The 23,413-nt window shown below is 75.1% G+C and carries 19 protein-coding genes and 1 riboswitch; of the genes, 18 read left to right on the top strand and 1 reads right to left on the bottom strand.

Features of this window, described 5'->3' with window-relative positions; all coding sequences use genetic code 11:
• Positions 1 to 66 precede the first annotated feature (66 nt).
• From ACI8AX_RS03050 to ACI8AX_RS03010, 9 genes are all read left to right on the top strand, one after another.
• A complete protein-coding gene (locus ACI8AX_RS03050; RefSeq protein ID WP_456548321.1) occupies positions 67 to 1,860 on the top strand; it encodes an N-acetylglutaminylglutamine amidotransferase in 1,794 nt (597 codons plus the stop codon).
• A 16-nt stretch (positions 1,861 to 1,876) separates the two neighbouring features.
• Entirely contained in the window at positions 1,877 to 3,631 is a 1,755-nt protein-coding gene (ngg, locus tag ACI8AX_RS03045) for an N-acetylglutaminylglutamine synthetase (protein ID WP_456548320.1), read from the top strand.
• 49 nt (positions 3,632 to 3,680) lie between these two features.
• The gene (locus ACI8AX_RS03040) at positions 3,681 to 4,082 is read left to right on the top strand and encodes a CrcB family protein (RefSeq protein ID WP_456548319.1); all 402 of its coding nucleotides are present in this window, start codon (positions 3,681 to 3,683) and stop codon (positions 4,080 to 4,082) included.
• A complete protein-coding gene (locus ACI8AX_RS03035; protein WP_456548318.1) occupies positions 4,079 to 4,456 on the top strand; it encodes a fluoride efflux transporter FluC in 378 nt (125 codons plus the stop codon). Before ACI8AX_RS03040 ends, ACI8AX_RS03035 begins: the two co-directional genes overlap by 4 nt.
• Positions 4,457 to 4,469: 13 nt before the next feature.
• Positions 4,470 to 5,885 carry an alpha,alpha-trehalose-phosphate synthase (UDP-forming) gene (locus ACI8AX_RS03030; RefSeq protein ID WP_456548317.1) on the top strand — a complete coding sequence of 472 codons (1,416 nt, stop codon included), beginning with the start codon at positions 4,470 to 4,472 and terminating at the stop codon, positions 5,883 to 5,885.
• A gap of 2 nt (positions 5,886 to 5,887) precedes the next feature.
• Positions 5,888 to 6,649 carry a trehalose-phosphatase gene (gene otsB / locus ACI8AX_RS03025; RefSeq protein WP_456548316.1) on the top strand — a complete coding sequence of 254 codons (762 nt, stop codon included), beginning with the start codon at positions 5,888 to 5,890 and terminating at the stop codon, positions 6,647 to 6,649.
• 284 nt (positions 6,650 to 6,933) lie between these two features.
• A complete protein-coding gene (locus ACI8AX_RS03020) occupies positions 6,934 to 8,541 on the top strand; it encodes a methyl-accepting chemotaxis protein (protein ID WP_456548315.1) in 1,608 nt (535 codons plus the stop codon).
• A gap of 303 nt (positions 8,542 to 8,844) precedes the next feature.
• A complete protein-coding gene (locus ACI8AX_RS03015) occupies positions 8,845 to 10,455 on the top strand; it encodes a methyl-accepting chemotaxis protein (protein WP_456548314.1) in 1,611 nt (536 codons plus the stop codon).
• Between the two features lie 459 nt (positions 10,456 to 10,914).
• Positions 10,915 to 12,531: a methyl-accepting chemotaxis protein gene (locus tag ACI8AX_RS03010; protein WP_456548313.1), complete on the top strand. Its 1,617-nt coding sequence runs from the start codon at positions 10,915 to 10,917 to the stop codon at positions 12,529 to 12,531.
• Between the two features lie 49 nt (positions 12,532 to 12,580).
• Here the strand turns inward: ACI8AX_RS03010 and ACI8AX_RS03005 are convergent, their stop codons facing one another.
• The gene (locus ACI8AX_RS03005; protein ID WP_456548312.1) at positions 12,581 to 13,756 is read right to left on the bottom strand and encodes a pyridoxal phosphate-dependent aminotransferase; all 1,176 of its coding nucleotides are present in this window, start codon (positions 13,754 to 13,756) and stop codon (positions 12,581 to 12,583) included.
• 48 nt (positions 13,757 to 13,804) lie between these two features.
• A riboswitch (SAM riboswitch) is annotated at positions 13,805 to 13,915 on the top strand.
• Positions 13,916 to 14,019: 104 nt separating this feature from the next.
• On the opposite strand from ACI8AX_RS03005, the gene ACI8AX_RS03000 reads away from it, so the two are divergent.
• The 9 genes from ACI8AX_RS03000 to mtnB are packed head-to-tail and all read left to right on the top strand — an operon-like array spanning position 14,020 to position 23,336.
• A complete protein-coding gene (locus ACI8AX_RS03000; RefSeq protein ID WP_456548311.1) occupies positions 14,020 to 15,072 on the top strand; it encodes a BMP family ABC transporter substrate-binding protein in 1,053 nt (350 codons plus the stop codon).
• Positions 15,069 to 16,646, top strand: a complete 1,578-nt coding sequence (locus ACI8AX_RS02995) for an ABC transporter ATP-binding protein (protein ID WP_456548310.1) — start codon at positions 15,069 to 15,071, stop codon at positions 16,644 to 16,646. The genes ACI8AX_RS03000 and ACI8AX_RS02995 overlap by 4 nt, the downstream gene beginning before the upstream one ends.
• Positions 16,643 to 17,713, top strand: coding sequence for an ABC transporter permease (locus ACI8AX_RS02990; RefSeq protein ID WP_456548309.1), 1,071 nt, complete (start codon positions 16,643 to 16,645; stop codon positions 17,711 to 17,713). The genes ACI8AX_RS02995 and ACI8AX_RS02990 overlap by 4 nt, the downstream gene beginning before the upstream one ends.
• Before the next feature lies 1 nt (position 17,714).
• Positions 17,715 to 18,674 carry an ABC transporter permease gene (locus ACI8AX_RS02985; protein ID WP_456548308.1) on the top strand — a complete coding sequence of 320 codons (960 nt, stop codon included), beginning with the start codon at positions 17,715 to 17,717 and terminating at the stop codon, positions 18,672 to 18,674.
• Entirely contained in the window at positions 18,671 to 19,666 is a 996-nt protein-coding gene (locus ACI8AX_RS02980) for a nucleoside hydrolase (RefSeq protein ID WP_456548307.1), read from the top strand. The genes ACI8AX_RS02985 and ACI8AX_RS02980 overlap by 4 nt, the downstream gene beginning before the upstream one ends.
• Entirely contained in the window at positions 19,663 to 20,847 is a 1,185-nt protein-coding gene (mtnK, locus tag ACI8AX_RS02975) for an S-methyl-5-thioribose kinase (protein WP_456548306.1), read from the top strand. The genes ACI8AX_RS02980 and mtnK overlap by 4 nt, the downstream gene beginning before the upstream one ends.
• A 22-nt stretch (positions 20,848 to 20,869) precedes the next feature.
• Complete coding sequence (locus tag ACI8AX_RS02970; protein ID WP_456548305.1) at positions 20,870 to 21,946, top strand: methylthioribose-1-phosphate isomerase; 1,077 nt, start codon at positions 20,870 to 20,872, stop codon at positions 21,944 to 21,946.
• Positions 21,947 to 21,957: 11 nt separating this feature from the next.
• Positions 21,958 to 22,677 (top strand): acireductone synthase, encoded by a 720-nt coding sequence (mtnC, locus tag ACI8AX_RS02965; RefSeq protein ID WP_456548304.1) that lies wholly within the window; start codon positions 21,958 to 21,960, stop codon positions 22,675 to 22,677.
• On the top strand, positions 22,674 to 23,336 hold the full coding sequence (gene mtnB, locus ACI8AX_RS02960) for a methylthioribulose 1-phosphate dehydratase (protein WP_456548303.1): 663 nt from the start codon (positions 22,674 to 22,676) through the stop codon (positions 23,334 to 23,336). The genes mtnC and mtnB overlap by 4 nt, the downstream gene beginning before the upstream one ends.
• Positions 23,337 to 23,413: the final 77 nt, after the last annotated feature.

Genomic DNA, 23,413 nt, shown 5'->3' with positions numbered 1-23,413 from the left:
GACGCCGCTCACGACGCGCCGGGCTCGCGTCGCGGGGGCGCGCACACGCGGGTTAGATCGTTTCGCATGTGCGGCCTCTCCGGCGAGATCAGGTTCGACGGCACCCTCGCCGACACCACCGCCGTCGCGCGGATGGTGGACCAGCTGGTCCCCCGCGGACCCGACGGCCAGGGCATGTGGAGCGCCGGCCGGGTGGCCTTCGGGCACCGCCGGCTCTCGGTCATCGACCTGTCCGCCGCGGGCGGGCAGCCGATGGTCGACAACGAGCTGGGCCTGACCGCGGTCTTCAACGGCTGCATCTACGACTACAAGGAGCTGCGCGCCGAGCTCGAGGGCCACGGCTACCGCTTCTTCTCCACCTCCGACACCGAGGTGATCCTCAAGGGCTACCACCACTGGGGCACCGACGTCGTCGACCACCTGCACGGCATGTTCGTGTTCGTCGTCCACGAGCGCGACACCGGCCGCGTGGTCCTGGCCCGCGACCGGCTGGGCATCAAGCCGCTCTACCTCGCCGAGACGCCGGGCCGGCTGCGGTTCGCCTCCACGCTGCCCGCGCTGCTGCGCGCCGGGGGCCACTCCCCTGACATCGACACCTCCATCGACCCGGTCGCGCTGCACCACTACCTGACCTGGCACGCCGTCGTCCCGGCGCCCCGGACGATCCTCAACGGCGTCCGCAAGCTCCCCCCGGCCACCGTCCGGGTCGTCGAGGCCGACGGCACCAGCCGCGAGCACCGCTACTGGGCGCCGGCCTACGAGCGCCGCGCCGAGCACGCGAACTGGTCCTCCCGCGACTGGGAGGACGCCATCGAGGAGGCGCTGCGCGTCGCCGTCCGCCGGCGGCTGGTGGCCGACATCCCGGTCGGCGTGCTGCTGTCCGGCGGCCTGGACTCCAGCCTGATCGTCGGCCTGCTCGCCCAGGAGGGGCAGACCGGCCTGGCCACCTACAGCATCGGCTTCGAGTCGGTCGGTGGCCGCGAGGGCGACGAGTTCCAGTACTCCGACGTCATCGCCGAGCGGTTCGCCACCGACCACCACCGCATCCGCGTCGGCTCCGACGAGCTCGCCGGCGCGCTCGGCCACGCGATCGGTGCCATGGCCGAGCCGATGGTCAGCCACGACGTCGTCGCCTTCGACCTGCTGTCGGAGCGGGTCAGCCAGTCCATCCGGGTGGTGCAGTCCGGTCAGGGCGCCGACGAGGTCTTCGCCGGCTACCACTGGTACCCGCCGCTGGCCGGCGTCCCCCGCGGCGAGGCCGTGGACCGCTACGCGGCGGCGTTCTTCGACCGCACGCACGCCGAGCTGCTGCAGGTCGTCTCGCAGCGGTACGCGCTCGACGAGGACGTCAGCCGGGCGTTCGTGGCCGCGCACATGGAGGCGCCGGGTGCGGAGACCGCGGTGGACGCCGGGCTGCGGCTGGACAGCGAGGTCATGCTCGTCGACGACCCGGTCAAGCGGGTGGACAACATGAGCATGGCGTGGGGCCTCGAGGCCCGCGTGCCCTTCCTCGACCACGACCTGGTGGAGCTCGCCGCCGCCTGCCCCCCGGAGCTGAAGCTGGCCGACGGCGGCAAGGGCGTGCTCAAGGCCATCGGCCGCCGGATCATCCCGCCGGAGGTCATCGACCGGCCCAAGGGCTACTTCCCGGTGCCGGCGATCACCCACCTGGAGGGCAAGGTGCTCGACCTGGTCCGCGACGCGCTGAGCAGCGACGCGGCCCGGGAGCGGGCCCTGTTCCGGCCGGAGTACGTCGAGGGCCTGCTCGGCGACCCGAACGGCGAGCTCACGCCGCTGCGGGGGAACAAGCTGTGGCAGCTCGGGCTGCTGGAGCTCTGGCTGCAGAACCACGGGGTCTGAGAGAGGAACCGACACCGTGACTCCACGGCTGGCCGGCCACCGGCGCCGTCCCGTCCCGTCCACCCCCGAGCTCACCAGCCGGTCCTGGCACCAGCCCTCCGCCCACGAGCTGGAGGGCATGGCCACCGACGTCGTGCTCGACCTGGGCTGGGGACGGCTCGTGTTCGGGCAGACGTTCCGCGAGCTCGACGACATCGTGCACGCGCTGCGCGCCGAGGAGACCGGCCGGCGCGACATCTGCGTCTACCCGCGCGACCCGCAGGTGCTGGTCGGGATGGCGCCCGACGAGCTGTTCATCGACCCCTCGCTCACCTACCGGCTCGACCTGCACCGGTACCGGCCGCGGCCCGACGTCATCCGCGGCGTCTTCGTGCGGACGGTGACCTCGCAGGCGGAGATGGAGGTCATCGACGACCTCTACGCCCGCAACGGCATGGTCGCCGCCGACCCGGACCTGATGTGGGCCAACCACCGCACCCGGACCTTCACGTACCTGGTCGCCGAGGACACCCGCACGGGCAGGATCGTCGGCACGGTGACCGGCGTCGACCACGTGCTGGCCTTCGGCGACCCGGAGGGCGGCACCAGCCTCTGGTGCCTGGTCGCCGACAAGCAGGACGCCCCTCCCGGCACCGGCGAGGCGCTGGTGCGCGTGCTGGCCGAGCGCTACGTCGCCCGCGGCCGCGCGTACCTCGACCTGTCGGTCATGCACGACAACAAGCCCGCCATCACGCTCTACCGCAAGCTCGGCTTCGCCCGCGTGCCCGCGGTCTGCGTCAAGAGCAAGAACCCCATCAACACGCCGCTGTTCGCCTCGCGGCCGCCGGGGCTGGACAAGCTCAACCCCTACGCGACGATCATCGCCGAGGAGGCGCTGCGCCGCGGGATCCGCGTCGAGGTGACCGACGCCGAGTGGGGCGAGATGCGGCTGACCCTGGGCGGCCGCTCGGTGCTGACCCGCGAGTCGCTGTCGGAGTTCACCAGCGCCGTGGCCATGAGCCGCTGCGACGACAAGCGCGTCACCCGCCGGATCATGCGCCGGGCCGGCGTCCGCGTCGCCCAGGGCGCGCTCGCCCGCGAGGGGGACCTGGACGACGCCCGCGCGCTCATGGGCGCGGTCGAGGCGGTCGTGGTGAAGCCGGCCCGCGGCGAGCAGGGGCGGGGCATCACCGTCGGCGTGCAGGACGAGGCCGCGCTCGAGAAGGCGGTGCGGCTGGCGCTGCAGTTCTGCCCCGACGTGCTGGTCGAGGAGCTGGTGCCCGGGGAGGACCTGCGGGTCGTCGTCATCGACCGGCAGGTGGTGGCCGCCGCCGTCCGGCGGCCCGCCGAGGTGATCGGGGACGGGCGCCAGCCGGTGGCCGACCTCGTGCGCTCGACCAGCCGGCGGCGGGAGCGCGCCACCGGCGGGGAGTCGAGCATCCCGCTGGACGACACGACCGCGGAGGTCGTCGCCGAGGCCGGGTACGCCATGGACGACGTCCCCCCGCGAGGCGAGCGGGTCCAGGTCCGGCGGACGGCGAACCTGCACACCGGCGGCACGATCGAGGACGTCACCGACCGGCTGCACCCCGAGATCGCCGAGGCGGCGGTCCGGGCGGCCGAGGCGCTGGGCATCCCGGTGACCGGCATCGACTTCCTGGTGCCCGCGGTCGACGGCCCCGACTACGTCTTCATCGAGGCCAACGAGCGCCCCGGGCTGGCCAACCACGAGCCGCAGCCGACGGCCGCCCGCTTCGTCGACCTGCTCTTCCCCGAGACCCGCCGCCGGTGAGGCCCCCGGGGAGTCGCCCGGGGCCGCTCCGCGCACCCGGGCGGCTCCGGTGACCGCGTACCTGCTGGCGGCGCTGGGCGGGGCCCTCGGGGCGCTGGCGCGCCTGGGCGTGGGGACGGCGCTGCCCGCCTCCCCCGGCGGCTGGCCCTGGGCGACGCTGCTGGTCAACCTGACCGGCTGCCTGCTGCTCGGGCTGCTGCTCGGCGCGGTCCTCCCCCGGTTCCCCGGCCGCCCGTGGCTGCGTCCGCTGCTGGGCACCGGCGTGCTCGGCGGGTACACCACGTACTCGACCTTCGCGGTGGACGCCGTCCGGCTGGCCGACGACGGCGCGTGGGCGGGAGCCGCGGGCTACGTGGTCGCGTCGGTCGCCGGAGGGGTCCTGGCCGCGGCCGCCGGGGTCGCGATCGGCCGGCGCGGGCGGGTGCCGGCGGCCGGAGGCGGGGTCGCGTGACCGTGCTGCTGGTCGTCCTCGGCGCCGTCGTGGGCGCGCCGCTGCGGCTGCTGGCCGAGCGGGTGGCGGTCGCCCGGCGGGGCCGCGGCAGCGTGCTGGGGACGCTCGCGGTCAACGTGGCCGGGTCGCTCGTCCTCGGGCTGCTGCTCGGCGCCCGGGACGCCCCGGCCTGGCTCGTGGCCCTAGTCGGCACCGGCTTCTGCGGGACGCTGACCACCTTCTCCACCTTCGGCGGGGACGTCGTCCGGCTGGTCGAGGAGCGCGCCGTCGGCCGCGCGGCCGCGTACGTGGGCGCGACCGTCGTCCTCGGGCTGGGCGTCGCGGCCGCCGGGTACGCCGTGGCCGCCGCTCCCTGGACGGTGCCGGGTCGGTAGGGTCGCGGGCGGTATGGCCGAATCCCCGGAGCACCAGACGCGGGCGGAGAGCCCGGTGGTCGTCGTGGCCAACCGCCTCCCCGTCGACCAGGTCACCGACGCCGACGGCACCGTCCGCTGGCAGCGCAGCCCCGGCGGGCTGGTCACCGCGCTGGAGCCCTTCGTCGCCGGCCGCGGCGGCGCCTGGGTCGGCTGGTCGGGCTCGGCCGGCGAGGCGCCGGAGCCGTTCGAGTCCGGCGGCATGTCGCTCATCCCGGTCGAGCTCTCCGAGGAGGAGGTCGACCGCTACTACGAGGGCATGTCCAACGCCTCGCTGTGGCCGCTGTACCACGACGTGGTCGAGAAGCCCGAGTACCACCGCACCTGGTGGGACACCTACGTGCAGGTCAACAAGCGGTTCGCCGACCGCGCCGCCGAGGTGGCCGGCGAGGGCGCGATCGTGTGGGTGCACGACTACCAGCTGCAGTTGGTGCCGGCGATGCTGCGCCAGCGCCGTCCCGACCTGACGATCGGGTTCTTCCTGCACATCCCGTTCCCGCCCTACGAGCTGTTCACCCAGCTGCCCTGGCGGTCGGCGATCGTGGAGGGCCTGCTCGGCGCCGACCTGGTCGGCTTCCAGCTGCCCAGCGCGGCGAGCAACTTCGTGCAGCTCGCCCGCCGGCTGCACGACCTGCCCACCCGCAAGGACGTGATCCAGTACGACGGGCGGACCGTCACGGCGCGGGCCTTCCCCATCTCCATCGACGTCGAGGCCTTCGACCGGCTGGCGAGCTCGCCCGAGGTCGGCGCCCGGGCGGCGGAGATCCGCAAGGAGCTCGGCGACCCGGAGAAGATCATCCTGGGGGTCGACCGGCTCGACTACACCAAGGGCATCGCCGTCCGGCTCAACGCCTTCCAGGAGCTGCTGGAGGACGGCGTGGTCGAGGCGCCGAGCACCGTCTTCGTGCAGGTGGCCACGCCCAGCCGCGAGCGCGTCGAGCACTACGTGCACATGCGCGAGACCATCGAGCAGCAGGTCGGCCACATCAACGGCGTCTTCGGCAGCCTGGGCGGCCCGGCGGTGCACTACATCAACCAGTCGGTGCCGCGCGAGGAGCTGGTGGCCCTCTACCGCGCCGCCGACGTCATGCTCGTGACGCCCTACCGCGACGGCATGAACCTCGTGGCCAAGGAGTACGTCGCCGCCCGCGGCGACCTCGGCGGCGCCCTGGTGCTGTCGGAGTTCGCCGGCGCCGCCGCCGAGCTGAAGCAGGCGTTCCTGGTCAACCCGCACGACATCGCCGGGGTGAAGAACCAGCTGGTCCGCGCGCTGCGGATCGAGCCGGAGGAGAGCGCCAAGCGGATGAAGGCCATGCGCCGGCACCTGTTCCGCAACGACCTCGACCACTGGGCGTCGTCGTTCTTCGACGCGCTGAAGGCGCAGGTCTGAGCGTGGGCCCCGACGGCCTCCCCGGCGAGCTCGCCGCCGCCCTCCTCCGGCTGGCCGCCCGCCGCCCGCTGCTGGTCGCCAGCGACTACGACGGCGTGCTGGCCCGCCTGCGCGACGACCCCTCCGCCGCCGTCCCCGAGGCCGGGGTCGCCGAGGCGCTGGCCCGGCTGGCCGCCCACGACGGCGTCACCGTGGCACTCGTCAGCGGCCGGGGGGTGGCCGACCTGCGGGCCACCAGCGGGCTCACCGGGCCCTACCGGTTCGTCGGCAGCCACGGCGCCGAGTTCGACGGGCCCGTCACCGGGGAGCCGGCCGAGCGCCGCGACGCCCTCGCCGCGCTGCTCGCCCCGGAGGTCGCGGCAGTGCCCGGGGCCCGGCTGGAGGTGAAGCCGGCGAGCGTGGCCGTGCACGTCCGGCCGGTCACCGACCGGGTCGCCGCGGCCGCGCTGCTGGCCCGCGCCGACGAGCTGGCCGACCCGGTCATCACCCGCAAGCCCGGCAAGGACGTCCTCGAGCTCGCCGTCACCGACGCGGACAAGGGCAGCGCGGTGCGCCGCCTGCGCGAGGAGCTCGGGGCCGCCGCGGTGCTGTACCTGGGGGACGACGTCACGGACGAGGACGCCTTCGCCGTGCTGGGGCCCGACGACGTCGGCGTCAAGGTCGGCCCGGGGGAGACCGTGGCGCGCGCCCGCGTCGACGACCTGCCCGGCGCCCTCGCCGTGCTCACCGCGCTCGACGCCGCCCTGGCCCGCTCCGGCGGCTGAGCCGGCCGGGCGTGTCGCCGCGCCGCCCGGGGTGACCGCTCCCCCGTTGTCGACTCGGACCGCGCGGTCCGCTCCCCTCCCCCGGTCCCGCGCGGCTCAGCTGCGGGGACGCCGGCGGGCCCCGGCGGGGTCACCGTCGTCCGCGTCGACAGGTCGACAGCCCCGCGGGTGGTGAGCCCGGGCAAACACGACGATTCCGTCACTGACGGGGGCGCACGCGTCGGGATGAGTGGAGTCCGTACAACGATCACCGGGCTCGACCCGCCGTCTGCCCTGGAGCCCCCATGACCGTTCCCGCCCTCCCCCCGCCTCCCCGTCGCACCGGCGGCTGGTTCGCCGACCGGCCGCTGGCCGTCAAGTTCGGCGTCCTCGTCGGCGTCGTCGTCCTCGCCTTCGCCGGCCTGCTCACCGCGGTGCTCGTCGGCAACAGCACCGTTCGGGACGCGACGGCCCGGCTGCAGGACCTCGCCGACGCCGAGACGCTCGTGCTGCAGCTCGACACCCGGGCCAGCGAGCTGAAGGTGGACGGCTTCAAGGCGCTGGTGCGCGACGTGCCCGCCGAGCAGCTCGCGGAGCTCGCCGAGGACATCGCCACCCCGGAGGGCATCCTCACCGAGCTGGGGGCCATCGAGCTCGAGGGCGCGGCCGCCGAGGCCGTGGCCGACCTGGAGTCGAGCTTCGGCGACTACACCGCCGCCATCTCCGTGTTCGTCGACGGCGCGGTCGCCGACCAGGCCGCCACCCGGCTGCGCTGGGAGGACATCCAGGCCGCCAACGACCTCACCGACGGTGCCGTGAGCGCCGCCAAGGACGAGCTGGCCGCGGCCCGGACGGCCGCCGAGCAGGGCCTGACCGACACCATCGCGCGGTCCGAGCGCATCGCGCTGGGCGTCGCGATCGCCGCGGTCGTCGCCATCCTCGCCATCAGCTGGCTGATCAGCCGGTCGGTCACCCGTCCGCTGCAGCGGGTCAAGCTGGCCCTCCAGGCGCTGTCGGCCGGTGACCTGACCGTCTCGGCCGAGGTGACCTCGCGCGACGAGGTCGGTCAGATGGCCGGCGCCCTCGACGCGGCGCAGGCCAACCTGCGCGAGGTGATGGCCGGCGTGGCCGCCTCGGCGCACGCGGTGGCGGCGTCGTCGGAGGAGCTGTCGGCGTCCTCGGCGCAGATCTCGGCGTCGGCGGAGGAGACCTCGGCGCAGTCCGGCGTGGTCAGCTCCGCCGCGGAGGAGGTCTCGCGCAGCGTGGCGACCGTCGCCGCGGGCGCCGAGCAGATGGGTGCCTCGATCCGGGAGATCTCGCAGAACGCGGCGGAGGCCTCGGAGGTGGCCATGCGCGCGGTGAGCGCCGCGGAGGCCACCACCGCGACGGTGAACAAGCTGGGCGAGTCCTCGGCCGAGATCGGCAACGTGGTGAAGGTGATCACCAGCATCGCCGAGCAGACGAACCTGCTGGCCCTGAACGCCACGATCGAGGCCGCCCGCGCCGGGGAGGCGGGCAAGGGCTTCGCCGTCGTGGCGAACGAGGTCAAGGAGCTGGCGCAGGAGACGGCGAAGGCGACCGAGGACATCGCCCGCCGCGTGCAGGCCATCCAGGGCGACACGACCGCCGCGGTGACCGCGATCGAGGAGATCTCGCAGATCGTCGCCCAGATCTCCGACCGGCAGACCACCATCGCCAGCGCGGTGGAGGAGCAGACGGCGACCACCAGCGAGATGTCGCGGTCGGTCTCCGAGGCCGCCGGCGGGTCGGAGCAGATCGCCGACAACATCACCAGCGTCTCCACCGCCGCGGAGACGACGACGCAGGCGCTGACCCAGACCCGGGTCGCGGTGGACGAGCTGTCGCGCATGGCCGCCGACCTGCGGGGGGCGGTGGGCCGCTTCACCTGGTGAGGCGCCGTCGGCGGGTACGAGCACACCGCGGGAGCGCGGAACCGGACGTCCGGTTCCGCGCTCCCGCCATTCCCGGACCATTTCCGACCGGCCCGTCCCGCCATTGCCTGTCGACATTGCCTGTCGACATGGAGACGGGTGCGGGGAGGTCACCGGACTGATTCCGGAACACGGTCGGACACGCCGTGCGGAATTGCTGGTGAGGCATTTCCGTGTCGCATCATTCCCCCGCGCCCCGAGAACCGCAGCGCGGCGGCCGGCGGCGCTCCTCCCCCACGCGGAACGACACCAGGAGCACCACCCGTGAAGGCCACTCCCCTCCCCGGCGCCGTCCGGCGCACCCGCTGGTTCGCCGACCGGCCCGTCGCGGTCAAGATCGGCGCCGCCATCGCCGCGCTCGCGCTCGTCGCCGTCGCGATGACCGTCCTGGCCGTCTCGCGGATCCACACCCTCGAGAGCGCCGCCGGCGACATCAACGACAACGTCGGCACGCTGTCGGACCTGTCGGACATCCAGCGCTCCTGGCAGGGCGACCGCTCGCGGTACAACTCCCTGGCGCTGGTCCCCGCCGAGACGCAGGCCGAGATCCGCGGCGACCTGGCCGAGCGCCGGGAGACCCTCCTCGCCCAGCTCGACGCCTACGCGGCGGTCACCGTGAACCGCGAGGCGTTCGAGGAGTTCCGCGGGTACCTCGACGACTACTACACCGTCGCCGACACCCAGCTCGTCGCGGCCGCCGCGGCGGGGGACGTCGCGCTGGCCGGCCAGGTCGTCACCGGCCCGCTGCAGGCGGCCTCGGACGTGATCATGGACGCCTACGCGGGCATGCAGGAGCGCCGCGTCGGCGCCGGCCAGGAGGCCACCGACCACGCGAGCGACATCGCCGGCTCCGCCGTCACCACGCTGTGGGCCTTCCTGGCCGCGGGCGTCCTGCTGGCCGCGGGCCTGGCCGTGTACGTCGTCCGGCAGATCGTCCGGACCGTCCGGTCGGTGCAGGGCTCGGTGGAGGCCCTGGCCCGCGGTGACCTGACCGTCGCGCCCGAGGTGACCAGCCAGGACGAGCTCGGCCGCATGGCGCAGGCGCTGGGGGCGGCGCAGGACAGCCTGCGCGGCGTGCTGTCGGGCGTGGCCGGCGCGGCCGACGCGGTCGCGGCGTCGTCGGAGGAGCTGTCGGCGTCCTCGGCGCAGATCTCGGCGTCGGCGGAGGAGACCTCGGCCCAGTCCGGGGTGGTCTCCTCGGCGGCCGAGGAGGTCAGCCGGAACGTGCAGACCGTGGCGGCCGGCGCGGAGCAGATGGGCGCCTCGATCCGCGAGATCTCGCAGAACGCCAACGAGGCGGCCCGCGTGGCGGCCGCGGCGGTGGCCGAGGCCGAGGCGACGACGGGGCAGATCACCAAGCTGGGCGAGTCCTCCCGCGAGATCGGCGACGTCGTCAAGGTCATCACCTCGATCGCGGAGCAGACCAACCTGCTGGCGCTGAACGCCACCATCGAGGCGGCGCGGGCCGGTGAGGCGGGCAAGGGCTTCGCCGTGGTGGCCAACGAGGTGAAGGAGCTGGCGCAGGAGACGGCGAAGGCGACCGAGGACATCGCCCGCCGCGTCGACGCCATCCAGCACGACACCACCGGCGCCGTGGCGGCCATCGGCCGGATCAGCACGGTCATCGGGCAGATCAACGACTTCCAGCTGACCATCGCCAGCGCGGTGGAGGAGCAGACCGCCACGACCAGCGAGATGAGCCGGTCGGTCGGTGAGGCCGCGCAGGGGTCGGGTCAGATCGCCGAGAACATCACCGGGGTGTCCGCCGCGGCCGACTCCACCACGCAGGCGCTGACCCAGACGCGCACCGCGGTGGACGAGCTCTCCCGCATGGCCGCCGAGCTGCGCAGCGCGGTCGCCGGCTTCACCTACTGAGGACCGGGTGGGCGGTCGGCGGGGACGTCCCGCCGGCCGCCCGCCGCCGTGTCCCCGGCACCCGCGCCGACAGCCCTCGGCATGGCCGCCGCCCGTCTCACCGACGGGGTCCCCCAGGAGCGCCCGGCCACCCGGCCGGGCGCTCCTGTGCGCTCCGCAGGGAGAGGACCACTCCGTGGTCTCGACCGCACCCGGATCGGTCGTCGCGACCAGGGCCGGTGCGCGCGGGAAGGCCTCCCGTCCGGCGTCCTCGCCTCCGTCGCCCTCGGGCGCGGCGGCCGGGAATGGCGCCATGTCGACCCGGGGAATGTGTTCACCGACAATTCTGGGCGGACCACGTACGACACGCCCGCCATTCCTGCACGGGGAGGGCCGGAATGGCTCACCCTCTCCCTGCGCGGCGAACCAGGTCCACGCGCACCGGGCAGCCGGTTCAATTTTCTTCAGCAGGAGTGAGAGATGTCCGTTCCTCCGCCCTCCGCCCGTCCCGGGCGCCGGGGCCGCTGGTTCGCCGACCGCCCGATCGGCGTCAAGATCGGCGCGGTCGTCGGTCTGCTCGCCGTCGTCGTCCTCGGGACCAACCTGCTCGCCGTGCAGCGCATCGGCGAGATGCGCGACGGGCAGGAGCGCATCTACGCCGAGAACCTCCAGCCGCTCAACGCCCTCTCGGCCGTGCAGCGGGCCACCGCCGCCCACCGTGCCCGGGTCCTCGAGTACGCGGTCTCCGACCCCGAGCGCCGCCTCGAGCTGCTCGGCGAGATGGAGGAGAAGAACGCCGACGTCGAGGCCGCCCTGGCCGAGTACCAGCCCTACGTGGTGGACCAGGCGGCGATCGACAAGTACGAGACCGCCCGCGAGGAGTTCCTCAGCACCAGCGCCGGCCAGCTGTTCCCGGCCGCCGACAGCGGCGACCTGGCCCTCTACGCCCAGGTCTACCGCGAGGTCTCCAGCCCGCTGCTGACCGACATCGCCGACGGTCTGGAGGAGGAGGGCGTCGCCCAGTCCGCCGAGGCGGCCGCCCGCAACGCCGCGAGCGCCGACGAGGCGAGCAGCGCCATCACGCTGCTCCTGGCCACCGCGCTGACCGCCGTCGTCCTCGCCGTCGGGCTGACCGTCGTCGTGGTGCGCCGCCTGGTGCGCGACGTGCAGTCCGTGCAGCGCTCCGCCGAGGCCCTGGCCGCCGGCGACCTCACCGTCCGGGTCCACGTCGACAGCGCGGACGAGGTGGGCCGCATGGCCGCGGCGCTCGACTCCGCCCAGCAGAGCCTGCGCGGCGTGATGTCCACGGTCGTGGGCGCCGCGGACGCGGTGGCGGCGTCGTCGGAGGAGCTGTCGGCGTCCTCGGCGCAGATCTCGGCGTCGGCGAACGAGACCTCGGCCCAGTCCGGCGTCGTGGCCGGCGCCGCGGAGGAGGTGTCGCGCAGCGTCGCGACCGTGGCCGCCGGTGCCGAGCAGATGGGCGCGTCGATCCGGGAGATCGCCACGAACGCGGCGGAGGCCTCGGAGGTCGCGTCCCGGGCTGTGAGCGCCGCGGAGACGACGACGGCGACGGTGGCAAAGCTGGGCGAGTCGTCGGCCGAGATCGGCAACGTGGTGAAGGTCATCACCAGCATCGCGGAGCAGACGAACCTGCTGGCGCTCAACGCGACGATCGAGGCCGCCCGCGCCGGCGAGGCGGGCAAGGGCTTCGCCGTGGTGGCCAACGAGGTCAAGGAGCTGGCCCAGGAGACGGCGAAGGCGACCGAGGACATCGCCCGCCGGGTGCAGGCCATCCAGGGCGACACCACGGCGGCGGTGGCGGCGATCGGGGAGATCTCGCAGATCGTCGCCCAGATCTCCGACCGGCAGACCACCATCGCCAGCGCGGTGGAGGAGCAGACGGCCACGACCAACGAGATGGCCCGCTCGGTGGCCGAGGCCGCGCAGGGCTCGGGGCAGATCGCCGACAACATCACCGGCGTCTCCACCGCAGCGGAGTCGACCACCCAGGCGCTCACCCAGACCCGCACCGCCGTCGACGAGCTGTCGCGGATGGCCTCGGACCTGCGCAGCACGGTCGGCCGCTTCACCTACTGAGCGGGCCGCTGAGCGCGGCGGGCCCCGGCAACGGCGCCGGGGCCCGCCGTCAGCGCGCCAGGCGGGCGCCGAGCGCGGCCAGCCGCTCGGCGGCCTCGGTGAGGACGGCGTCCTGCTTGCAGAACGCGAAGCGCACGAGCGACGGCGCGGCGTCCTGGTCGTCGTGGAAGACCCGCACGGGCACCCCGACCACGCCGGCCAGCTCCGGCAGGTCCCAGCACAGCGCCATCGAGTCGGTGTAGCCGAGGGGAGCGGCGTCGGCGGTCACGAAGTACGTGCCGTCGGGCCGGTTGACGGCGAAGCCTGCCGCCTCGAGGCCGGCGACGAGCAGGTCGCGCTTGCGGACGAGGTCGGCCCGCAGGCCGTCGAAGTACTCGTCGGGCAGCGCCAGCGCCCTGGCCACCGCCGGCTGGAAGGGCCCGCTGCCCACGAAGGTCAGGAACTGCTTCACCGCCCGGACGGCGGACACCAGCTCGCGCGGCCCGTGCACCCAGCCGACCTTCCAGCCGGTCACCGAGAACGTCTTGCCGGCCGAGGAGATGGTCAGCGTCCGCTCGGCCATCCCCGGCAGCGACGCGATCGGCACGTGCGGGACGCCGTAGGTCATGTGCTCGTAGACCTCGTCGGCGACCACCACCGCGTCGTGCTCGGCCGCCAGCTCCGCGACCAGCTCCAGCTCGGCGCGGGTGAACACCTTGCCGGTGGGGTTGTGCGGGGTGTTCAGCAGGACGACGCGGGTGCGGTCGGAGAACGCCGCCCGCAGCGCCGCCTCGTCGACGGCGAAGCCCGGCGAGCGGAGGACGACGGTGCGGCGGGTGGCCCCGGCCAGCGCGACCGTCGCGGCGTAGCTGTCGTAGTAGGGCTCGAAGGTGACCACCTCGTCGCCCGGGGTGGTCAGCGCCAGCACCGCGGCGGCGATCGCCTCGGTGGCGCCGACGGTCACCAGGACGTCGTCCGGGTCGACCCGCAGCCCGCGGAAGCGCGCCTGGTGGGCGGCGACCGCCTCGCGCAGCTCCAGGACCCCCGGCCCCGGCGGGTACTGGTTGACGCCGCCGCGGATGGCGCCCACGGCGTCCTCGAGCAGCGAGGCCGGGCCGTCGGTGTCGGGGAAGCCCTGCCCCAGGTTGATCGCCCCGGTGCGCACGGCCAGCGCGGACATCTCGGCGAACACCGTGGTGGCGAACGGCTGCATGCGCTCGGTCAGCGCGGCGCGCGGCAGGGTCACGGTGGCCAGTCTCCCAGGCCACGGGGGCGGTGTCTTAGACTCCCCGACGGTCCTGAGTGCCAGCGTCAAGCCCCGGCTCGCTGGCCGGCAACCCTCTCCGTCGCGGGGTGCTCCGGGTGACGACCAGACCTGGGCACCGTGTCCCGGTAAGGACGAGGAGGTCTCCGGTGGTCGCCGACGCCGCCCCCCTCCGGCCGGACCGGTCGCGGTGTCGCACCGACCGACCGCGCACACCGCTGCGCCCGCTCCCAGGGAGAGCCGAGATGACCCTCGTCCACAGCCGCCGCCGGGGACGGCTGCCCGCCGTCGCCCTCGTGGCCCTCGCCGGCCTGACCGCGTGCGCCGACAGCGACTCCGGCGGGGGGAGCGGCGACGGCGGCGACTCCGCCGGCTCCATCATCGTGATCACCCCGAACCCGGTCGGGGGCAACAACTTCCTCGAGCTCGCCGTCGAGGGCGCCGAGCGCGTCGCCGAGGAGGAGGGGCTCGAGCTCGACGTCTTCGAGAGCCAGGACCCGACGTCGATCCAGCAGAACGTCGAGGCCGCGGTCCGCGAGCAGCCCGACATCATCATCGGGCTGACCTTCTCGCTCGAGGACGCCTTCGCGACGGTGCCCACCGACAACCCCGACCAGCAGTTCCTGCTCGTCGACGGCTGCCCGGACCCGCAGCCGGAGAACGTCACCTGCGCCGCCTTCCGCGAGCACGAGGCGGCCTACCTCGCGGGTGTCGAGGCCGGGCTGCTCACCCAGACCGACCGGATCGGCGTCGTCGCGGCGCTGGACACGCCGTTCATCCGCCGCTGGGTCGACCCCTTCCTCGCCGGCGCGCAGAGCGTGAACCCGCAGGTGACCTCCACCCCGCTGTTCGTCGGTGGCGACAACCCCTTCGGTGACCCGGCCCGCGGCGGCGCCCAGGCCCAGGTGCTCGCCGACGGCGGCGCCGACCAGGTGCTGCTCGCGGCCTCCGGCAGCAACGTCGGCGCCTTCGAGGTCGCCGCGGCCGGCGGCTTCCAGGCCTACGGCGTCGACGTCAACGAGTGCGGCTCGGCCCCGGGCCAGGTCGTGGACAACGTGCTGAAGAACGTCGACGTCGCGCTCGCCGAGTCGGTCCGCTCGATCCTGGACGGCGACACCGGCGGCTCGCAGGTCTACGGCCTGGCCGAGGACGGCGTGGGCCTGACCGCCTTCGCCGACGACCTCGCCGGGTCCGGCTGCCTCATCGCCGACCGGCCCGAGGTCGTCGAGCAGCTCGAGGGCGTCCGGCAGCAGATCATCGACGGCACGATCACCGTGGACGACCCGGCCGCTGGATGACCGGCACGACCGACGCGCACTCGGCCGCGGGGGCTCCCCCCGCGGCCGAGCTGCGCGGCATCACCAAGCGCTTCGGCCCGGTCGTCGCCGTCGACGGCGTGGACCTCGTCCTCGAGCGCGGCACGGTGCACGCCGTGGTCGGGGAGAACGGGGCCGGCAAGTCCACCCTGATGTCGGTGCTCTACGGCCTGCACCGGCCCGACGCCGGCCAGGTGCTGCGCGACGGCCGCGAGGTGCGGCTGTCCTCCCCGCTCGACGCCATCGGCGCGGGCCTGGGCATGGTGCACCAGCACTTCCGGCTGTTCGGCTCGCTGAGCGTGGCCGAGAACGTCGTCTACCGCGCTGAGCCGCGCCGCTTCGGCGTGCTGGACCGGCGGGCCGCCGAGCGCCGGGTGGAGGAGCTGTCGGCCCGCATCGGCCTGGACGTCGACCCCGCCGCCCGCGTCGACACCCTCCCGCTCGGCGTCCGGCAGCGGGTGGAGATCCTCAAGGCCCTGCACCGGCAGGCCGAGGTGCTCATCCTCGACGAGCCGACCGCCGTGCTGACCCCCGGCGAGGTCGACTCGCTGTTCGCCGTCGTCCGCCGGATGGCCGCGCAGGGGACGACGGTCGCCCTGGTCACCCACAAGGTCCGCGAGGTGCTCGAGGGCACCGACCGGGTCACGGTGCTGCGCGACGGCGTCGTGACCGCCCGGCTCACCACGGCGCAGACCACCGCCGGCGAGGTCGTCGAGGCGATGATCGGGCGCGGGCTGGTCCCCGCCGTCAACCCGCGCGGCGTCGCCGCCGCCGACCCGGTGCTCCAGGTGAGCGGCCTGCGGATGTCGGCCGCGCCCGGCGCCAGCCGCGTGCAGGACGTCTCCCTGCAGGTGCGCCCCGGCGAGGTCGTCGGCATCGCCGGGGTCTCGGGCAACGGCCAGCGCGAGCTCGTCGAGTCCGTCGTCGGCCTGCGCACCCCCGAGGCGGGCACCGTGCGGCTGCACGGCCGGGACCTCGCCGGCCTCGGTGTCCGCGAGCGGCGCCGGCTCGGGATCGCCTACGTGCCCGAGGACCGGCCCGGCGTGGGCACCGCCGCGGCGCTGTCGGTGGCCGACAACCTCGCCCTCGGCCACCACCGCAGCGCGCCGATCGGCCGCCGCGGCCGGCTGTCCCCCCGCGCCCTGCGCAGCCAGGCCGCCGAGCTGGTCACCCGCCTCGGCGTGAAGACCGCCGGCACCGCCGTGCCGCTGAGCTCGCTGTCGGGCGGCAACGCGCAGAAGGTGGTGCTCGCCCGCGAGCTGCACCACGAGGCGCCGCTGCTCGTGGTGGAGCAGCCGACCCAGGGCGTCGACGTCGGCGCGGGGGAGGAGATCCACCGGCTGCTGCTGGACTACCGCGCCCGCGGCGGCGCGGTGCTGCTGGTCTCCTACGAGATCAGCGAGCTGCGGGCGCTCGCGGACCGGGTGCTGGTGATGCTGGACGGCGCGGTGACGGCGGAGCTCGACGCCGCCGACGCCACCGAGGAGGTGCTGGGCGCGGCGATGGTGCAGGCGTCGGCCCCGGCGGGCGCGACGGCCACGGGGGGAGCGGCGTGACGGCGCTGGCGCAGCGGCTGCGGCTGGTCGCCCCGGCCGCCCTGGTCCCGCTCGGCGCGGTGGCGGTGGCCGTGCTCGTCGGCGCGGTGGTCATGCTCGCGGCCGGGGTCGACCCGGTGCGCGGCTACGACGCGATGGTCCGCGGCGCCCTGAGCGTCAGCAACATCGACTTCGCCGTCGCCGGGTTCACCGCGATCCTCGCGATGTCGCTGGCGTTCGCCGTCCCGGCGCGGATGGGGGAGTACAACCTCGGCGGCGACGGGCAGCTGGTGGCCGGCGGGATCGCCGCGGCCGCCGTCGCCCTGTACGTGCCCGGGCCCGCGGCGCTGCTCCTGCCGCTGTGCGTGGTCGCCGGGATGCTGGCCGGCGGGGCGCTGGCCTCGGTCTCCGCGCCGCTGTCGACCCGCGCCGGCGTGCCGGTGATCATCTCGACGCTGCTGCTGAGCACGCCGATGGTCGCCCTCGCCTCGTACCTGGTGCGCTACCCGATGGCCGAGGAGGGCTCGCCGGTCCCGCAGACCGAGCGGCTGCCCGACGCCGCGCACCTGCCGGCCTTCCCCGGCATGAGCTACACCAACGCCGGGCTGGTGCTCGTCGTCGCCGTCCTGCTGGTCGCCGTCTACGTCGACGCCCGCACGCCCGTCGGCTACGAGATCCGGGTGGCCGGCGCCAACCGCGGCTTCGCCGCCTACGGCGGCCTCTCGGTGCCCCGGCTCACCCTGGGCACGCTCGCCTCGGCCGGCGCCGTCGCGGGCCTGGCCGGCGCGGTGATCGTGATGAGCCAGCCGTTCCGGTTCATCGACGACGCGCTGACCGCGCCCGGCTACACCTTCGCCGGCGTGGCCGCCGCGCTGCTGGCCGGCGGCCGGCCGGCGCTGCTGCCGCTCACCGCGGCGCTGTTCACGGTCCTGTCGGTGGGTGCCGCGGGCATGGAGCGGGACGTCGACGTGCCGCGCCAGCTCGGCCAGGTGCTGCAGGCCGTCGTCATCCTCGTGCTGGCGCTGCGGGTGCTGGCCGCCCGCTGGCTCGCCGCCCGGGCCCGGCGCGCGGCCGGGGGGAGGGCCTGACGTGGACGTGCTCAACCTGGCGTTCGTCGCCGCCGTCCTGACCTCGGCGGCGCCGGTGCTGTACGCCGCGCTCGGCGGGGCGCTGTGCGGCCGGGCCGGCGTCTTCAACATCGCCCTCGAGGGCCAGCTGCTGTGGGGCGCCTTCACCGCCGTGGCGGTCAGCTGGTGGACCGGCTGCCCGTGGCTGGGCGTGCTGGCGGCGACCGCGTCCAGCGCCGTGCTCAGCCTCGTGCTCGCGGTCGGCGCCGTCACCTGGCGGGCCGACCCGATCATCGTGGCGGTCGGCATGAACCTGCTCGCCCTGGGCGCGACCGGGTTCGTCATGCGCGAGGCGCTCGACGCCACCGGCACCTTCGCCCCGCAGGGCCTGCAGGGGCTGCCCGACCTCGACGTGCTCGACGGCGTCCCGGTGCTCGGCGACGTCCTCGGGCGGGCCACCGTGCTCGTGCCGCTGGCGGTCGTGCTCGCCGTCGTCCTGTCGCTGTTCCTGTCGCGCACCGCGGTGGGGCTGCGGCTGCGCGGGGTGGGGGAGCACCCCGAGGCCGCGACGAGCCTGGGCGTGCCCGTGGGCCGCTACCAGCGCGTGACGGTGCTGGTCGCCGGCGCCCTGTGCGGGCTGGGCGGCGCGCAGCTGTCGCTGGGCACGGTCACCGCGTTCACCGAGAACATGACCGCCGGCCGCGGCTGGGTGGCCGTGGCCGCCGTGATGCTCGCGGTCAACCGGCCGCTGTGGGTGCTCGGCGCCTGCCTGCTGTTCGGCGCGGCGGAGGCGTGGGGCTTCCGGCTGCAGGGCATCGGCCTGCCCCAGCAGCTCACCGACGCCGCCCCCTACCTGGTCACCCTGGTGGTGCTGGTGCTCTCCCGTATCCGCGTGCGTCGCCGGCTGCGCGCCGCCGACCCCCTCGCCGCGGAGAGCGCCGCCCACCCCGAGGCCGTCGCGCACCCCGAGGAGACCCGTTGACCGCACCCCGCCGGAAGGTCGTCGTCGACACCGACACCGGGATCGACGACGCCCTGGCCCTGCTGTGGCTGGCCGGCCGCGCCGACGTCGAGATCAGCGCCGTCACCTCGGTGTTCGGCAACTGCTCGGTCGACGACGCGCTGCTCAACATCGGCTACGTCATGCGCCTGGCCGGCCTCTCCGAGGTGCCCGTCGCCGCCGGCGCGGCCGGCCCGGTCGACGGCCGGCCCGCGCACCTGGCGCCCTACGTGCACGGGGACGACGGCATGGGTGACCTCGGCCTGGACCGGCCGAGCCCGCACGTCGTCGCGCGGACGTCGGCCGAGCACCTGGTGGAGCTCGCGAACGCGGCGCCGGGGGAGTACGACCTGCTGCCGCTCGGCCCGCTGACGAACCTCGCGCTGGCGCTGGAGCTCGACCCGCTGGTGCTCACGAAGTTCCGGTCGACGGTGCTGATGGGCGGCTCGGGCCCGTTCCCGCCGCTGGGGGTCACGCAGACCGTCGACGCCAACGTGAGCAACGACCCGGCCGCGGCCCGCGCGGTGTTCGCCGCACCGCGCAGCGAGCTGGTCATGGTCGGGGTGAACGTGGGCGGGCAGACGATCGTCGACGAGTCCGCCGTGCAGGTGCTGCACCGCAGCGGGACGCCGGTGGGGGAGTTCTGCGCCGCGGCCCTGGAGAGCTACATGGACTTCTACCAGTACGCCTGGGGGCGACGGGTCTCCCCGGCCTGGGACGGCCTGGCCGCGGGGCTGCTCGTCGAGCCCCGCTGGATCACCGCCTCGGTGGCCGGCCCGGTCGCGGTCGTCCCCGACGGGCTGCTCTCCCGGGCCCACCTGCTGCAGACGGCCGACGGCCTGCCCGTGCCGTTCGCGCAGGAGGAGGCGCGCACCGCGCCTGCGACGACCGTGGTCACCGGCGTCGACGTCCCCGGCTTCCTCGCCGACTTCGTCGGCGTGCTGGCGGGCACCCGGGCGGCGACGGCCCGATGAGCACCGTGCTGGAGCCCGGCGACGTCTGGGCCTACCTGGCCGGCCGCGGCCTCGTCCCGCCCGGCAGCACCGGCACCGTCCGCGAGGTCGGCGACGGGAACATGAACCGCGTGTTCGTGGCCGTCCCCGACGGCGGCGGGCGATCGCTCGCGGTCAAGCAGGCGCCGCCGTGGATCCGGGCGCTGGGCCCGTCGGTGCCGATGAGCCCCGAGCGGGCGATGGTCGAGGCGCGGGCGCTGGCCACCTTCGCCCGCTTCGCGCCCGAGCAGACCCCCGCCGTGGTGGACGTCGACCCCGAGCGGTTCGCGTTCACGATGGAGGACCTCTCCGACCTCACCGTGCTGCGCACCGCGCTGACCGCCGGCGCCTCCTTCGGCGACACCTCGCGGCAGGTCGGCGACCTCGTCGGCCGGGTCACCTTCGCCACCGGCGTCGCCGGCTCCTCGGCGGCCGACCGGGCCGCGCTGCTGGCCGCCTCGGTGAACCCGGTGCTCGCAGAGGTCACCGAGCGGTACCTGCTGTCGGAGCCGCTCACCGTGCACGAGAACAACAGCAACCACCCGCTGCTCGACGCCGAGGTGGCCGCGCTGCGGGCGGACCCGGCGGTGCGCACCGAGGTCTCGCTGCTGCGCGCGGCGTTCGGGTCGCGCTGCGAGGCGCTGGTGCACGGCGACCTGCACTCGGGCAGCGTGATGGTGGGGGAGCGGGACGGCGCCGCGGTGGTGCGGGTCATCGACCCGGAGTTCGCCGTCGTCGGCCCGATCGGGCTGGACCTCGGGCTGTACCTGGCCAACGCGCTGGTCGCCGCCGCCCGCAGCGCGGCGCTCGGGGACGCGGCCGAGGCCGCCGACCGGGCCGGGCAGGCCGGGGTGCTGTGGGACGCGTTCACCGGCGCCTGGCACGCCGGGTGGCCCGGCCGGGTCGACACCTTCCTCGACGACGGCTGGCTCGCCCGCCAGCTGGCTTCGGTCTGGGACGACACCCTGGGCTTCGCCGCGATCGAGATGGTCCGCCGGGTGGCCGGCTACTCGCACGCCGCCGACCTGGAGACGCTGCCCGACCCCGGCCCCGCCAGCGCCGTCGTGCTCCGTGCGGCGCGGACCCTGCTGCTGGACCGGCCGGCGTTCCGCGACGCGGCCGGCGGGCCGTCCCCGGCCGCGGTGGCCGCGCTCGTCGGCTGACCGGCGGGGGAGACTGGTGCCCGTGACCGTCTCCTCCACCCTGCCGCGGCCGGTGCTCGACGACAGCGTCCGGCTGACCGACGACGGCGTCCGCATCCTCGACCGCCGGGTCTTCCCGGCCCGCGAGGAGTGGGTGCTGGCCCGCGACGCCGTCGAGGTGGCCGAGGCGATCCGCGCGATGGTCACCCAGAGCTCCGGCCCCTTCTACGCCGCGCTGGCCGGGATGGCGCTGGACGCCCGCCAGCACGCCGGCCGGCCGGTCGAGGAGGCGCGGGCGGCGCTGCTGGCCGCCGGCTCGGCGCTCACCGGCGCGCGGCCGACCAACAACGCCGTCCGCGACGCCGTCGCCGCGCTGCTGGTCCGCCCCGACGTCGCCGGCGCGCGGACCGGCGGGGAACTCGCCCAGGCCGTCGCGGCCGGGGCGCACGAGCTGGACGCCGAGTACCGCGCGCGCAGCGCGGCCCTGGCCGCGCACACCGTGGCGCTGCTGCCCGACGGCGCCCGCGTGCTCACGCACTGCTGGGCCGACGCCTACCTGATCGAACTGGTCCGTGCCGCCGACGCCGCCGGCACCCGCTACACCTGGGTGGCCACCGAGACCCGCCCCTACCTGCAGGGCGCCCGGCTGACGGCGCACACGCTGGTCGAGATGGGCCAGGAGGTCGCGCTCATCACCGACGGGATGGCCGCCGCGGTCCTCGCGCCGACGTCCACCCTGGGCCGCGTCGACGCGCTGGTCACCGCCGCCGACCGGGTGACGATGGACGGCCACGTGATCAACAAGGTGGGCACGCTGGGTCACGCCGTCGTCGCCACGGCGTTCGACGTCCCCTTCTACGCGATGGTCCAGGCGCCCGACCCGCAGGCGCCGACCGGCGCCGACGTCGTCATCGAGGAGCGCGACGGCGAGGAGGTGCTGTCGGTGCTGGGCGTCCGCTCGGCGTCGCCGCTGGTGCAGCGCGGGCACTACCCGGCCTTCGACGTGACCCCGCCGCGCTTCGTCACCCGGATCGTCACCGACCGGGGGGCCTTCGAGCCCGACCGCGTGGCCGAGTACCACGCCGCGCCGCCCAGCGGGGCGGACGCGGCCGCTCGGTAGGCTGGCCCTCCGTGACCCTGAGCCTGACCGCGCGCACCGTCGTCCTCGACATCGAGGGCACGACCGGGGCGGCGGGGTACGTCCACGGCACCCTCTACGACCACGCCCGCCCGCGGCTCGGCCCGTGGATCGACGCGCACGCCGACGACCCGGCCGTGGCCGAGGCGGTCGCGCAGACCAAGGCCGACGGCGGGCTGCCGGCCGACGCGGGCACCGACGAGGTGGTCCGGGTGCTGCACGGCTGGATGGACGACGACGTCAAGGCCACCCCGCTGAAGACGCTGCAGGGCCAGATCTGGGCCGCCGGGTACGCCGCCGGCGAGCTCTCCTCGCACTTCTTCGCCGACGTCGTGCCGCGGTTGCGGGCCTGGCACGACCGCGGAGTGCGGCTGGCGGTGTTCTCCTCCGGCTCGGTGGCCAGCCAGGTGCCGTGGTTCCGGCACGCCCCGGCCGGCGACCTCACCCCGCTCGTCACCGACTACTTCGACACGGTCAAGGCCGGCCCGAAGCGCGAGGCGTCCTCGTACGCGGCGATCGCGGCGGGCCTCGGCGACGAGCCCGGGCAGCTGCTGTTCCTCTCCGACCTGCCGGCGGAGCTCTTCGCCGCCCGCGAGGCCGGCTGGCAGGTCGTCGGCGTCCGGCGGGAGGGCGAGCCGAACGCCGGCGCCGACTTCGGCGACGTGCCGGTCGTCGCCGAGTTCACCGAGCTCGACGTGGTGGCAGCGCAGTGACCGGGCTGGTGGAGGCCGGCGGGATCCCGCGCGCGGCACTCGAGGCGGCCGGCCGCGCGTTGGCCGCCGAGTCGGCCCGCTTCGCGGGCATGGGCTGGATGCGCGGCACGTCGGGCAACCTCTCGGTGGTGCTCACCCGCGACCCGCTGCGGCTGGCGGTCACCGTCAGCGGCCTGGACAAGGGCGAGCTGACCAGCGGCGACGTGGTGGTGGTCGACGAGCGCGGCCTGGCCGTCCCCGACCAGCCGGACCCCGACCTGCCGCCCTCGGCCGAGGCCGCCCTGCACGCCCGGATCGCCGCGCACGCCGGCGCCGACGCGATCGTGCACGTGCACTGCATGGCCGCGGTGCTCGCCGGTCACTGGTACCCCGACGGCCTGCCGCTGCGCGACCTGGAGATGCTCAAGGGCATCGGCCGCAGGGCGCACGACGAGACGGTGACCATCCCCGTCGTCCCCAACAGCCAGGACATGGCCGAGATCGCCGCCGCCTGGGAGCCCGTGTGGGACGGCCAGGTGCCGGCCTTCATCGTCGCGCGGCACGGCATGTACGCGTGGGGCCGCGACCTGAAGCAGGCCCGGCACCACACCGAGATCGTCGAGTTCCTCATGCAGTTCGCCACCGAGACCCGGCCCGGGGGCTCGGTCTCCGCCCGCTGACCGCCGGTTCCACGTGGAACCCGGGGAATACTGGACCAGCCCTGCCCGCTGCCCCTGACGACCCGACGAGGAAGAGG

Source organism: Blastococcus sp. SYSU D00813 (assembly GCF_054050735.1).
Note: the sequence above shows the minus strand (reverse complement) of the source record. Positions and strands in the feature narration are given on the sequence as shown.

Bases quoted from the DNA above. Each gene is read 5' to 3' on its own strand.
- ACI8AX_RS02995 (WP_456548310.1), top strand. From the start codon at position 15,069: ATGACCGGCACGACCGACGCGCACTCGGCCGCGGGGGCTCCCCCCGCG.
- ACI8AX_RS03010 (WP_456548313.1), top strand. From the start codon at position 10,915: ATGTCCGTTCCTCCGCCCTCCGCCCGTCCCGGGCGCCGGGGCCGCTGG.
- ACI8AX_RS03000 (WP_456548311.1), top strand. From the start codon at position 14,020: ATGACCCTCGTCCACAGCCGCCGCCGGGGACGGCTGCCCGCCGTCGCC.
- ACI8AX_RS03050 (WP_456548321.1), top strand. From the start codon at position 67: ATGTGCGGCCTCTCCGGCGAGATCAGGTTCGACGGCACCCTCGCCGAC.
- ACI8AX_RS03030 (WP_456548317.1), top strand. From the start codon at position 4,470: ATGGCCGAATCCCCGGAGCACCAGACGCGGGCGGAGAGCCCGGTGGTC.
- mtnK (WP_456548306.1), top strand. From the start codon at position 19,663: ATGAGCACCGTGCTGGAGCCCGGCGACGTCTGGGCCTACCTGGCCGGC.
- ACI8AX_RS03020 (WP_456548315.1), top strand. From the start codon at position 6,934: ATGACCGTTCCCGCCCTCCCCCCGCCTCCCCGTCGCACCGGCGGCTGG.